Source organism: Streptomyces sp. NPDC088116, assembly GCF_044741745.1.
Taxonomy (GTDB): Bacteria; Actinomycetota; Actinomycetes; order Streptomycetales; family Streptomycetaceae; genus Streptomyces.
In genome coordinates, this window is record NZ_JBIUTF010000003.1 from 55784 (window position 1) to 68888 (window position 13105).

Annotated in this window: 7 protein-coding genes; 4 read left to right on the plus strand and 3 right to left on the minus strand. The window is 71.0% G+C overall.

Translation table 11 applies throughout. From position 1 onward, the window contains the following. Positions 1 to 26: 26 nt before the first annotated feature. Positions 27 to 1136 (minus strand): Lrp/AsnC family transcriptional regulator, encoded by a 1110-nt coding sequence (locus ACIOJD_RS12770; RefSeq protein ID WP_401911881.1) that lies wholly within the window; start codon positions 1134 to 1136, stop codon positions 27 to 29. A 166-nt stretch (positions 1137 to 1302) separates the two neighbouring features. Between ACIOJD_RS12770 and ACIOJD_RS12775 the strand changes: the two genes are divergently transcribed. Next, positions 1303 to 2586, plus strand: a complete 1284-nt coding sequence (locus tag ACIOJD_RS12775) for an amidohydrolase family protein (protein ID WP_401911884.1) — start codon at positions 1303 to 1305, stop codon at positions 2584 to 2586. Further along, complete coding sequence (locus ACIOJD_RS12780) at positions 2586 to 4193, plus strand: AbgT family transporter (protein ID WP_401911886.1); 1608 nt, start codon at positions 2586 to 2588, stop codon at positions 4191 to 4193. Before ACIOJD_RS12775 ends, ACIOJD_RS12780 begins: the two co-directional genes overlap by 1 nt. Before the next feature lie 40 nt (positions 4194 to 4233). On the opposite strand, the gene ACIOJD_RS12785 is transcribed toward ACIOJD_RS12780, so the two are convergent. Next, entirely contained in the window at positions 4234 to 8544 is a 4311-nt protein-coding gene (locus tag ACIOJD_RS12785; RefSeq protein ID WP_401911888.1) for a molybdopterin-dependent oxidoreductase, read from the minus strand. A gap of 146 nt (positions 8545 to 8690) precedes the next feature. Continuing rightward, a complete protein-coding gene (locus tag ACIOJD_RS12790; RefSeq protein ID WP_401911891.1) occupies positions 8691 to 9947 on the minus strand; it encodes a Cmx/CmrA family chloramphenicol efflux MFS transporter in 1257 nt (418 codons plus the stop codon). Between the two features lie 406 nt (positions 9948 to 10353). Here ACIOJD_RS12790 and ACIOJD_RS12795 point away from each other — a divergent pair, with 406 nt between their 5' ends. Beyond that, complete coding sequence (locus ACIOJD_RS12795) at positions 10354 to 11664, plus strand: aldehyde dehydrogenase family protein (protein ID WP_401911894.1); 1311 nt, start codon at positions 10354 to 10356, stop codon at positions 11662 to 11664. A gap of 424 nt (positions 11665 to 12088) precedes the next feature. Then, complete coding sequence (locus tag ACIOJD_RS12800; protein WP_401911896.1) at positions 12089 to 13039, plus strand: phosphoglycerate dehydrogenase; 951 nt, start codon at positions 12089 to 12091, stop codon at positions 13037 to 13039. The last annotated feature ends 66 nt before the right edge of the window (positions 13040 to 13105 follow it).

Genomic DNA, 13105 nt, shown 5'->3' on the forward strand with positions numbered 1-13105 from the left:
ACAACGGGTCCTGGGAAAGGGCGAGTTCAGGAAGACCGGGACGGGCCCTGCGGAAGGCGCAGCGGTACGACGCCGACACACCGCCCGCCCCGGTCCAGCAGCCGGCCCATGTGCTTGACGGTACGCAGCACCACCGAACGGTCATCGATGGCCAGCCGGGGCAGCCGACGGGACAGATGTGTCTCGAAGGCGTGCACGTCCGCCAGTGTGCGCAGCCAGACGTCGATCACCAGGTTGTGCGGGCCCGCCGTGATCGAGCACGACCGTACCTCCTGCACCCCGGACAGCACGCCGACGGTCTCCTGGAGGTGCTGGGCCGGTACGGACGCGAAGTACACGGCGGACAGCGGCCATCCGGACAGCGGCCGGGCCAGGTCGCAGCGCAGCCGTACCCGTGAGGCCAGCAGCGACCCGAGCCTGCGCCGGACCGTGGTGAGACCTCCGCCGGTCGCCGCCGCCAGATCCGGCACCGACATCCGGCCGTCGGTACACAGCAACTCCAGCAGCCGCGTGTCCAGGGCGTCCCCGCCGATAGCGCCGCCCGGCGAGTTGCGGGCCTGCTCGGCCACCGTCGCGTCGGCAGGGGCCGCCTCGTGCGGCCGGGCCTCTTCGAGCCGCGCGCACTGCGCCGCGTCGAGGCTGCGCAGCCGCCACCGGCTGCCCTCGGTGGGAACACCGGTCGCCACATGCGTACGGGTCGCCCGCACCCCCGGCGTACCCCGGAACAGCAGTGTGGTCAGGCGGGCCAGTTCCTCCAGGCCGCCGGCCTGGACGGCGGCCACCAGATCCCGGCCGCCGGCCGTGAGCTTGACGTTCGCCACCGAGGGGTCGGCGGCCAGGGCCTCGGCCACGTCCTCCCCGATGCCCGGCTCGGTGTCGACCTCGACGATGCCGGACACCACGATCCGGGGATCGGAGAGCTGCGGGTAAGCGGTCACCCAGGCCAGACCCGCCTCCTCCAGCCGCTGCCAACGCCGCGCCGCCGTCACCGGGTTGACCCCGAGCACCTCCCCGACCAGTGTCCAGGGCGCTCTGGGGTGGATCTGGAGCGCGTGCACCACGCCCCGGTCCAGCTCGTCCAGGGCAGCGGGAGAGGCCTGGGCCAGCCGTTGTGTGGCGGAAGACTGCATCTCCATGAGCGGTGTATCCCTGCGCATTCCGGTCCAATGGTGGCGGAAAGCTGCACAGTAACACGTGATTTACCTATACCTCCGACACTCCTTGTACCCGGGGACACAAGCTGCTCCCGGGCCGTACCGCGCCCGCATTTCTTTCACCTGATCGAGGAGTGACACCGATCCCATGACGGATCCCCTGACGACCGACATCCCCAGGACCGCGCTGCGCGTCGAGAACGCGACCCTCATCGACGGCACCGGAGCGGCCCCCGTGACCCCCGCTGTCGTCATGGCCGACGCCGACGGGACCATCACCTACGCGGGCCCCGCCGCGACGGCGCCCCCGGCGACGGACGCCGCACGGATCATCGACGCCGGCGGCCGTACCGTGCTGCCCGGCTTCTTCGACTGCCATGTGCACCTCGCGTACGCGCACGGCTCGCCGCCCAGCCGCCGGGCCGAACTCGACCCCGTTCTCGTCACGTTCGACACCGCCGCGCGGCTGCGTCAGACCCTCGACGCGGGCATCACCTCCGCCCGTGACCTGGGCGGTCTGAGCGCGGGCTACCGCACCGCCGTCGAGAGCGGGCGGATCGTGGGCCCGCGGCTGCACACCGCCGTACGCATCATCAGCCACACCGGCGGCCACGCCGACCTGCGCATGCCCGACGGCACCGACCTCACCGCCGGGATGTCCGAGATCGCCGACACCGCGGACGAGTCGCGACTGGCCGTACGCCGGGTGCTGCGCGAAGGCGCCGACCTGATCAAGGTCTGCGCCACCGGCGGCATGGGCAGCCCCTACGACCAGCCCGACGACGAGGGACTCCTGGAGGAGGAGATCAGGGCCGTCGTCGACGAGGCGCGGCGCCACGGCGGCAAGCCGGTCGCCGCCCACGCCCAGGGCAACGCGGGCATCCTGAACGCCATCCGCGGTGGAGTCACCAGCGTCGAGCACGGCTACGGCCTGGACGACCCGGCCCTGGACCTGGCCGGTGAGCGGGGCGTCTTCGTCGTCCCGACGCTCTCCACGGTGTACGCGGGCATCAACAAGGCCACGATGCCCGCCTACCACTACGAGAAGAAGGTCCGCTGGTCCGGCATCACCAAGGAGAACATCGCCCGCGCCATCGAGCGCGGCGCCCGGATCGCGCTCGGCACGGACGCCGCCGTCGGCCCGCACGGGGTGAACCTGATGGAACTCAGCTACCTGGTGGACCTGGGCATGGACCCCATGGCCGCCATCGTCGCCGGAACCCGCACCTCCGCCGAACTCCTCGGTGTGGCCGACCGGCTCGGCACGCTGGCCCCCGGCCGCACCGCCGACCTGGTGATCTGCGACGGAGACCCGCTCGCCGACATCGGGGTCCTCGGTGATCCCGCCAACATCCTGTGCGTCGTCCAGGACGGGATCATCCGCAAGGATCTGCTGCTCCCGGCCGCGCCCCCAACCGGCAAGGAGTCCTGATGCCCTCACTGGCCGATCCCGCCACCCAGGGCGGCGGATCCCCGGACCGGGGCACCCCGGACCACGACCCCTCCGGCTCCGAGCGGCCCGGCCGGCTCGATCGCGTGCTCTCCGTGATCGAGCGGGCGGGCAACGCGCTGCCCAACCCCATCGCCCTGTTCGCGTCGCTCTTCGCGGTCCTGGCCGCCGTCTCCACGGCGCTCGCCCTCGCGGGCGTCACCGTCACCGTCCCCGGCACCGACGACACCAAGGCCATCAACGGGCTGTTCAGCGGCGCGGGCCTGCGCTGGCTGCTGGAGAACCTGATCCCCAACTTCGCGACCTTCCCGCCCATCGCGGCCGTGCTGGTCATGATCATGGCGGTCGGGCTCGCGGAGAAGGCCGGCCTGCTGGAGACACTGATGCGGGCCACTCTGGCCCGCGCTCCCCGCTCCGTACTGCCGTACGCCGTGGCGCTGATCGCCTGCCAGGCCCACATGATGAGCGACGTCGCCTCCATCGTGCTCCCACCGCTCGCGGCCATGGTCTTCAAGAGCGCGGGCCGCCACCCCGTCGCGGGCCTCATCGGCGGCTTCGCCTGCGTCGGCGCCGGCTACGCCGCCGGATTCACCATCGGCTCGCTCGACGCCCTCTACGTCGGCATCACCCAGCAGGCGGCCTCGGTCCTGCCGGCCGCCGACGGACTCGACATCCACCTGCTCATCAACTACTTCTTCACCGCGTCCAGCAGCATCGTCCTCGGAATGCTCGGCGGATTCCTGATCAGCCGCGTCCTCGAACCGCGCCTGGGCACCTACCGTCCGGCCGACGACGAGCCCGAGAACGAGGACCTGACCCTCACCCCCGCGCAGCGCCGGGGACTGCTCCGCACCGGCCTCGTCCTGGCGCTCTACGCGGCGGCCGTTCTCGTCCTGTGGCTGCCTTCCGGGGCTCCGCTGCGCGGTGAGGGCGGCGCCTTCGTGCCCTCGCCTGTCCTCAGCGGCATCGTCCCGGTCCTGTTCGGCGCCTTCCTGCTGTCCGGACTCGTCTACGGCTATACGGTCAAGTCCCTGTCCGGCACCGAGGACGTGGTCGCGGCCATGTCCGCCTCGGTCAGGAACATGGCGGGCTATGTCGTCCTGATGTTCGTCGCCGCGCAGGTCATCGCCGTATTCAACTGGTCCAACGTCGGTGTGCTGCTGGCGGTGAAGGCCGCCGCGCTGCTCAACTCCATCGGCCTCACCGGCTTCTGGGCCGTCGTCGCCTTCGTCCTGCTGGTCGCCTGCCTCAACCTCTTCATCGTCTCCGGATCCGCCCTGTGGTCCCTGGTCGGGCCCGTCTTCGTACCGGCGTTCATGCTGCTCGGCATGACTCCGGCACTCAGCCAGGCCGCCTTCCGCATCGGCGACTCCGCCACCGGCATCATCACGCCGATGAACCCCTACGTCTTCCTCCTGCTGGCCATGCTCCGCCGCTATGAACCGGACGCCCGCCTCGGCACACTCATCTCCCGGCTCGCCGTGTTCGTCGTGCCGTTCCTGGTGGTGTGGCTGGCGATCCTCGGCATCTTCTACGGATTCGGCCTGCCGCTGGGGCCGGGGGCCGGCATCGAGATGCCCGGCCGCTGAGGGGGCCCTGCGCGATGAGCGGCCGGGCGTGCCGGCCGGGTCAGTACACGTCGCGGACGTAACGCTTGTCCGCCGAGAGCTGTTTGACGTACAGGGCCGCCGCTTCCTCGTCCAGGCCGCCATGGGCGACGGCGATGTCACGCAGCGCGCGGTCGACGTCCTTGGCCATCCGGGAGGCGTCCCCGCATACGTAGAAGTGGGCGCCGTCCTGGAGCCAGGACCACACCTGGGCGCCGTGTTCGCGCATGCGGTCCTGGACGTAGACCTTGGCGCGCTGGTCGCGGGAGAAGGCGGTGTCCAGCCGGGTCAGGGTGCCCTCGCGGCGCAACTCGTCCAGTTCGTCCTCGTAGTAGAAGTCGGTGGCGCGCCGCTGTTCTCCGAAGAAGAGCCAGTTGGGCGCCCGGTGGCCACGGGCGCGCCGCTCTTCGAGGAAGCCGACGAAGGGGGCGACTCCCGTACCGGGACCCACCATCACCATGGCAGTGGCCGGGTCCGCCGGTGGCCGGAAATGGGCCGAGCGCTGGACGTGGACCGGCACCGGGCTGTCGGGAGCGGCATCGGCGAGGAAGGTCGAGGCGACACCCTTGCGCGGGCGGCCCCGGTGGTTGTCGTACCGGACGACGGAGACCGTCAGACCGATACGGTGCGGGTCGGCCAGCGGGCTCGACGATATGGAGTACAGGCGCGGCTGGAGGCGTTTGAAGCAGGCGGCCCACTCCTCGGCCCCGGCGCGGACGGGGTGTTCGGCGATGATGTCGACGGCCTGCCGGCCCCAGGTCCACTGGGCCAACTCGCCCTTGTTGTCCGGGCGGAGCAGCTTCTTGACCGTACGGTCGTGGGTGCGTTCGGCGACCAGGCGCAGCAGGTCGGGGGTGACCCTCGCGATGTCCAGATGGCGGTGCAGGGCTTCGCCGAGCGGCACCTTCCCGAGGCCCGGGACCTCGATCGTGGAAGCGGGGGCGAGGCCGGTCACCGCCAGCCATTCCGCGACCAGGTCCGGGCAGTTCAGCGGCTGTACGCCGAGCGCGTCCCCGGCCTCGTACACGAGGGGGACGTCGCTGTCACGGGTGTCGAACGTGAACCGGCGTACCTCTTTTGCGGCCCCGGGGAGGCTGAGCAGCCGGTTGCCCACCAGCCGGGCGGTGGCGGGCGCGGCTTTGGAGGGGCGGGCGGTCGCTGGTGGTGCCTGTGCCTGTAGCGGGACGGATGACGCGGCAGGGGCATTCGTGGCCGGTTCCGCCGATGCGTCCAGAGCCGTGAGCACCTGGTCGAGCCACTGCCCTACGGGCTGTTCGTAGTCCGGTTCGCAGTCGGTACGGGGGACCAGGCGGACGGCGCCCAGTTCCGCGAACCGTTCGTCGATACGGCGGCCATGGCCGCAGAAGTCGTCGTACGAGGAGTCGCCGAGGGCGAGGACCGCGTACCGTACGCCGTCCAGCCGGGGGAGGCCCGGCGCGCTGAGGGCCGCCCAGAACCGCGAGCCGTTGTCGGGGGCGTCGCCGTCACCGAACGTGCTGGTGACGATGAGCAGGTCGGCCGCGCGCGGCAGGGCGTCCGGCGTGCCGTCGTCCATGCCGAGGAGCCGCGCCTCCCGCCCGTCGTCGGCCAGCCGTCGCGCGGCGGCCGCCGCCACCTCTTCGGCGTTGCCTGTCTGGGAGGCCCACAGGATGACGACCTCGCGTCCGGGCGTGGCACCGGAGGGTCCGTCGGCGGGACGGGGAGAGGCGGGCGCGGGGGAGGGCGGTGCGGCGTCGGGGGCGGGTCCGCCCGGGGAGCGGGAGAACATCCCGGCCAGGACCCCGTTGACCCAGAGGGCGTGATCGGGGGCGAGGGGCGCGTGCGGGGGCAGTACCGGCGTGCCGGAGGCCCAGGCTCCGTGCCCGGCCGCGGGCTCGTTGTCGATTCCCTTGCCGAGTCCGTCACCGAGTCCGGCGGCGCCCATCCCCGCGAGGAAGCCGGACAGGTAGCGGCGTTCCTCGTCCGCCAGTACCGGCGGTGTCGCGTCGGCGATCCCGAACAGACCGGCCAGCACCCCGATCGAGCCACCTGTGCCGGTGGTGCCTGCGGCGCCAGTGTCGTCTGTGCCGCCTGTGGCGGTATCGGTCCCCGTCCCGGACTCGGACCCGTCTCCCGTACGAGAGGCGTGCGGCACCGCCGCGACCCGCGTCAACGACACCGCGCAGACCTTGAACTCGGGCTGGAAGGAGACCGGATCGACCGCGTCGCTGGTGACCGCGTTGACGCTGAGGTACTCGCCGTACAGATCGTTCCAGTGGAAGGGCGCGAAGCAGTTCCCCGGCCGTACGCGGTCGGTCACGACGGCCGGCAGCACCGCCCGGCCCCGCCGGGAGGCGACCTCGACGCGGTCGCCCTCCGCGATCCCCATCGCGTCCGCGTCCCGGGGGTGGATCTCCACGAAGGGGCCGGGGTCGAGTTTGTTCAGCTTGGCGATCCTGCCGGTCTTGGTCAGGGTGTGCCACTGGTGCTGGAGCCGGCCGGTGTTCAGGACGTACGGGTGGTCGTCGTCGGGCATCTCGGCCGCCGGCAGATGCGGGCGGGGGAAGAACACGGCGCGGCCGGAGGCGGTGGGGAAGACCAGCCGGGGCCGCGTCCCGTCCGCCCGCTCGACCAGGGTCTGGCTGACACCGTCGTTGAGATACCTGACCGGGTTGCGGTCCGGGCCGTCCGCGGACGCGCTGGGCCACTGCACGGGGGTGCCGCGCAGCCGCTCGTATGTCACCCCGCGCAGGTCGTAGCCGGTCTTCGGGTTCCAGGCGCGCTTGATCTCCTCGAAGATCTCCTCGGCGCTGCCGTAGTCGAACGCGTCCTCGAAGCCCATCTCGCAGGCGATCCGCGCGATGATCCGCCAGTCCGGCCAGGCCTCACCCGGTGGATCCACGGCCTGCCGGCTCAGCGTGAGATTGCGTTCCGAGTTGATGATCACGCCCTCGGACTCCGCCCACAGGGCCGCGGGCAGGACGACATCGGCGTAGGCGTTGGTCTCGGTCTCGGCGAAGACATCCTGGGTGATGACCAGCTCCGCCGCCTCCAGGCCCTCGATGACCGTCCTGCGGTTGGCCACCGAAGCGACGGGGTTGGTGCACATGATCCAGCACGCCTTGATGTCCCCGTCCGCCATCCGTTGGAACATCTCCACGGTGCCCTTGCCGGACCCGTCCGCGCGCACGGTCCCGGGCCCGACGCCCCACAGGTCCTCGACGAAGGCCCGGTCCTCGTCCACCAGCACCGACCGCTGGCCCGGCAGGCCCGGCCCCATGTAGCCCATCTCGCGACCGCCCATGGCGTTGGGCTGTCCGGTCAGCGAGAACGGGCCGCTGCCGGGACGGCAGATCGCTCCGGTCGCCAGATGCAGGTTGACCAGCGCGTTGGTGTTCCAGGTTCCGTGCGTGCTCTGGTTCAGGCCCATGGTCCAGCAGCTCATCCACTCGCCCGCGGCGCCGATCGTCCGGGCCGCCTCGCGGATGGCGGACTCCGGGATGCCGGTGATCTCCGCGACCGTGCCGGGTGAGTAGTCCTGGAGGAAGGCGGGCATGGCCTCCCAGCCCTCGGTGTGCTCCGCGATGAAGGCCGGGTCGGTGTGACCGTTCTCGACCAGCAGCCGCAGCAGTCCGTTGAGCAGCGCCAGGTCCGTACCCGGCTTGATCTGGAGGAACAGATCGGCCTTGGCAGCGGTGGCCGTGCGCCGGGGATCGACCACGATCAGCTTCGCGCCCGCCTTGACCCGCTCCATGAGCCGCAGGAAGAGGATGGGGTGGCAGTCGGCCATGTTGGAGCCGATGACGAGGAAGACATCGGCGTGCTCGAAGTCCTGGTACGAGCCGGGCGGGCCGTCCGCGCCGAGCGACAGTTTGTAGCCGCTGCCCGCGCTGGCCATGCACAGCCGGGAGTTGGACTCGATCTGGTTGGTGCGGACGAAGCCCTTGGCGAGCTTGTTCGCCAGGTACTGCGCCTCCAGGGTCAGCTGGCCGGACACGTAGAAGGAAAGTGCGTCCGGGCCGTGCCGGTCGAGGATGGAGCGCAGCCGCCGCGCCGTCTCCTTGATCGCGGCGTCCATGGCGAGGGACGCCGGCTCGGCGCCGCGGTCCGACCGTACCGACGCGGTCGTCAGCCGTCCGGTGGCCGCGAGCAGGTCGGCGCTCGTCGCGCCCTTGGTGCACAGCCGGCCGCCATTGGCCGGGTGCGCCTTGTCGCCGGACGCCTTGCGGACGGTTCGCCTGCCGTCGGCACCCGTGCTGACGTCGAGGAGGATCCCGCAGCCGACACCGCAGTACGAGCAGACGGTCCGCACCTGGGCTGCGGTGCTCTCGGCCTGCTGATTCGGTGCGGTCACGGGCGGCCTCTTTCGCGCTCGGACGGTCACGGCCCAGGCCGGTTGGCCTGGGCCGGACTCCATTATTGGACTCGTGTTCGGTTTATCGTCGGACGCGTGTTCACGTACTCGGCTCCCGACCGTACGAAATGCCGGTTACCCAGGTGTCACGCCCGGCGAGTGCGAGCGGTTTCGGCCCCTGCACAGTGGTCCTGACCCCGGCGTGAGGACCGGATCCGTACCGTGCGCGCCACCCCCGCGGTGACCAGAGCCAGAGCCACCAGCAGGGCGCTGACCCACAGGGGCGAGCGGAAACCGAGCCCCGCCGCGATTCCGATTCCACCGAGCCAGGGACCGATCGCGCCGCCCACGTTGAAAGCGGCCGTGGCGAGCCCGCCGGCCAGGGTCGGCGCCCCGGTCGCCGCGTAGAGGGCCCGCGCGATCAGCGTGGACCCGACGGCGAAGGAGAGGGCCCCCTGGACGAAGACGAGAACGACCGCCGCCGCCGGGTGACCGGCCGTGAGCGCGAACACGACCCAGCCGACGAGCAGCGCCACCCCGCCGGTGACCAGGAACGGGACCGGCCGTACGTCGGCGATCCGGCCGCCCACGGCGACACCCACGAACGACCCCAGACCGAACAGCGCCAGCAGGGCGGGGATCCATCCGGAACCGAGTCCGGTGACGGTGGTGAGCAGGGGCGTGAGGTAGGTGAACGTACAGAATGTGGCGCCGTTCACCAGGGCACCCAGCAGCAGTGTCACGAGGAGGCGCGGACCGCGCAGGACCCGCAGTTCCTCACGCGCGCTCGTGCCGACGGAGCCGTCGGACCCGACGGAGCCGACGGAGCCGACGGAGCCGACGGAGCCGGGAGTGCCCGTCCCGGTCGGCACCGCCCGCAGAATCGCGAACACGGCCGGTACCGACACGACGGCCACCGCCCAGAACGCCGAGCGCCAGCCCCATAGTTGGCCGAGCAGCGCACCGGCGGGAACGCCCGCCACACAGGCGATGGTGACACCGCCGAGCAGGGCGGAGGTGGCGCGGCCCTTGGCGTTCGGCTCGACCATCGCGGTCGCGGTCACCAGGGCCACCGCCAGGAACCCGGCGTTGGCCAGCGCCCCGACGACCCGGGTGACCAGCAGGACCCCGAAGCTGGTGGTGACCGCGCCGAGGACATGGACGAGCAGGAAGGTGATCAGGAAGAACAGCAGCGAGTGACGTCGCGGCCAGCGCAGACTCAGGATCGCCATCAGGGGCGCCCCGATGACCATCCCGACCGCGAACGCCGAGGTCAGATACCCCGAGACCGGGATGGATACGTGCAGGTCGCGTGCGATGTCCGGGCCGAGGCCGGACAACATGAACTCGGACGTTCCCATGGCGAAGACCGCCAGTCCGAGCAGGTACAGAGCGAAGGGCATGACAGAACTCCCGCAGCCACGTGAGGAATCGAGAAGATCGACAGAGCGGGCCGGGCAGCACGGCCGGGACATCACGAAGACGCCACTCGGCGGTGGTGGAACACAGCCCGCGCTACGGCGGTTCGGTGGCAGCGCTCAGCGCTCAGCGATCGCGAGGGACCGCGCCCGTGGCCTCATGGGCGGGGGCGGGGAATGCGACGCGACAACGCGAGGAGGCCACCGGAGAGCCGGTGGCTAGAGTCTTGATGCCTCGGGACTGGACACAGGGGGAGTGTAGTCGAACGCCGCCGAGGTGTCGGTTCCGGTAGGTAATACGGTGGTTGAGCAGGCCGGACGTACGGAGATTCCGCCCGCACCCGGCACACCGAGAACGGCGGCCGCACACCGCCGAGCAAGGAGCACGACCATGACCCCCGCCACCCCCGCCGCCGCCCTCGCGCGGCTGCGCGCGACCTTCAACACCGGCCGGACCAAGCCGCTTTCCTGGCGGCTCGGACAGCTCGAAGCGTTGCGCGGACTGCTCACCGAGCGGAGCGAGGAACTCCAGGCGGCCCTCCTCACGGACCTGGGCAAGAACCCCGCCGAGGCGTACCGAGCCGAGATCGGGTTCACCCTCAACGAACTCGACCACACGGTCGCACACCTGGAGGAGTGGCTGCGGCCCAAGCCCGCCGCCGTCCCGGACGCCTTCCTTCCCGCCGGGGCGCAGGTGGTATGGGACCCCCTCGGCGTGGTGCTGATCATCGGCCCGTGGAACTACCCCGTACAGCTCGTCCTCGCTCCGCTGGTGGGTGCGCTCGCGTCGGGCAACACCGTCGTCATCAAGCCCAGCGAACTCGCGCCGGCGACCTCCGCCGTGCTCGCCGAGCTGGTGCCGAGGTACCTCGACAACGACGCGGTGGCCGTGGTGGAAGGGGCGATCCCGGAGACCACCGCCCTGCTGGAACAGCGCTTCGACCACATCTTCTACACCGGCAGCGGCAATGTCGGACGCATCGTCATGACCGCCGCCGCCCAGCACCTCACCCCGGTCACCCTGGAACTCGGCGGCAAGAGCCCGGTCGTGGTCGAGCCGGGCGCCGACCTGGCGGTCACCGCGCGGCGGATCGCGCGCGGGAAGTTCGCCAACGCGGGTCAGACCTGTGTCGCTCCCGACTATGTCCTCGCCATCGGTGACGCGGCGTCGGAGCTGGAGCCACACCTGGCCGCCGCCGTCCACGAGTTGTACGGGGAGGACCCGGCGGGCAATCCCAACTACGGAAAGATCATCAACGAGCGCAACTTCGACCGGCTGACCCCGTTCCTCGGTGACGGACGTGTCGTCCTGGGCGGTGGCCACGACCGTGCGGCCCGCCACATCGATCCGACCGTCCTGGCGGATGTCCCGCCGGACGCCCCCGTGATGCGCGAGGAGATCTTCGGGCCTGTCCTGCCGATCGTCTCCGTACCGGACCTCGACACGGCGATCGCGTTCATCAACGACCGTGACAAACCACTGGCGTTGTACGCGTTCACCGGGACCGAGGAGACCAAGCGGCGGCTCACGGGGGAGACCTCCTCCGGCGCGCTCACCTTCGGGCTCCCCGTGTCTCATCTGGCCATGCCCGAGCTGCCGTTCGGCGGTGTCGGCGCGAGCGGAATGGGGCGGTACCACGGTGAGTACTCGATCGACACCTTCAGCCACGCGAAGGCGGTCGTCGACAAGCCGCTGAACTGACCCCTCGTCCGGGCGCAGACGCCGCCTGAGTCCGCCTGAGTCCGCCTGAGCCTGCTTGAGTCCGCTTGAGGGAGGCGGGCTCAGGCGGCGGAGTCGCTCACGGCATCTCTTTTTTCTGCGCGATCCGCGCAATCTCCTGTGGTGTGACGGCTCTCAGGGGTGCGAGGCAGCTTGTCGACGCCCTCCCCGGGTGGCGCGTCCGAGCCGCGTCCTGTTGCTCCGAAGCGGGCGGCCTAGACAGCAGACGATGATAAAGACTGCGCACAACGCGCGATAACTCTTGCGCACTGCACGCAGGCATGTCATCTTTTCGGCGCGACGTCTTTAAGGCCTGCCAACCCTTCAGGCCTTCAACTGTTCCCGCCGAGCACCTCTGCCGCGTACCTCCGCCCGATCCCGCCCCGGCGGACCAGGAGACCCCCGTATGAGCACCACTCTCATCACCACTCCCACCTTCGCGCGCTTCTCCCGCGAGCCCTGGGTACTCCTCGAACAGGCCGGGGCGGGCCCGTCGCGGCCGTACGAGGACACGGCCCTGCCCGGCGGCGAACTGCTGGAGCGGGTCGCGGACGCCGACGCGCTGGTCGTCGGCATGGACCTGATCACCGCCGAGGTCATCGACGCCGGGGCCCGGCTCAAGGTCATCGCCAAGCACGGGGTCGGCGTCGACACCATCGACCTGGCGGCGGCCCACGCTCGCGGCATCCCCGTCGTGTGCGCGCCCGGCAGCAACTCCCGGGCCGTCGCCGAGTTCACGTTCGGCCTGATCCTGGATGCCTCCCGGCGTATCACCGCCTCGCACCAGCGGGTCCGCGACGGAGACTGGCCGAAGCTGTTCGGGCCGGAACTCGCCGGAAAGACCCTGGCCGTCATCGGCTTCGGCCGCATCGGCCGGCTCCTCACCGGCTACGCCCTGGCCTTCGGCATGACGGTGCTCGCCCACGACCCGTACGTAGGTGACGAGAACATCGCCGCTCAGGGCGCGCGGCCCGGCGGCCTCGACGACTGCCTCGCACAGGCGGACATCGTCAGCCTGCACCTGCCCGCCGACCCCGGCGCCGGCCCGCTCCTGCACCGTCGCCGCCTTGCGTCGATGAAGCCCGGCGCGCTCCTGGTAAACGCCGCGCGCGGTGGTCTCGTGGACGAGGAGGCGCTCGCCTCTCTGCTCAAGGACGGCCATCTCGGCGGGGCGGCACTCGACGCCTTCGCCCATGAGCCCCTCGGCGACAGCCCGTTGCGTACCGCGCCGAACGTGCTGCTCACCTCGCACATGGCGGCGTGCAGTCACGAAGCCAACCGGGCCATGGGCGTCATGGTCGCCGAGGACGTCGTACGGGTCCTGGCGGGGAAGCCTCCGCTGCGTCCGGTCCGCTGACCCTTCCCTTCCCCTCACCCCTTTCTGCTCCCTCTCCTCTTTCTTCTCCCTCTCCTCCCTGTTCCC

Bases quoted from the DNA above. Each gene is read 5' to 3' on its own strand.
- ACIOJD_RS12775 (WP_401911884.1), top strand. From the start codon at position 1,303: ATGACGGATCCCCTGACGACCGACATCCCCAGGACCGCGCTGCGCGTC.
- ACIOJD_RS12790 (WP_401911891.1), bottom strand. From the start codon at position 9,947: ATGCCCTTCGCTCTGTACCTGCTCGGACTGGCGGTCTTCGCCATGGGA.
- ACIOJD_RS12780 (WP_401911886.1), top strand. From the start codon at position 2,586: ATGCCCTCACTGGCCGATCCCGCCACCCAGGGCGGCGGATCCCCGGAC.
- ACIOJD_RS12770 (WP_401911881.1), bottom strand. From the start codon at position 1,136: ATGGAGATGCAGTCTTCCGCCACACAACGGCTGGCCCAGGCCTCTCCC.
- ACIOJD_RS12795 (WP_401911894.1), top strand. From the start codon at position 10,354: ATGACCCCCGCCACCCCCGCCGCCGCCCTCGCGCGGCTGCGCGCGACC.
- ACIOJD_RS12800 (WP_401911896.1), top strand. From the start codon at position 12,089: ATGAGCACCACTCTCATCACCACTCCCACCTTCGCGCGCTTCTCCCGC.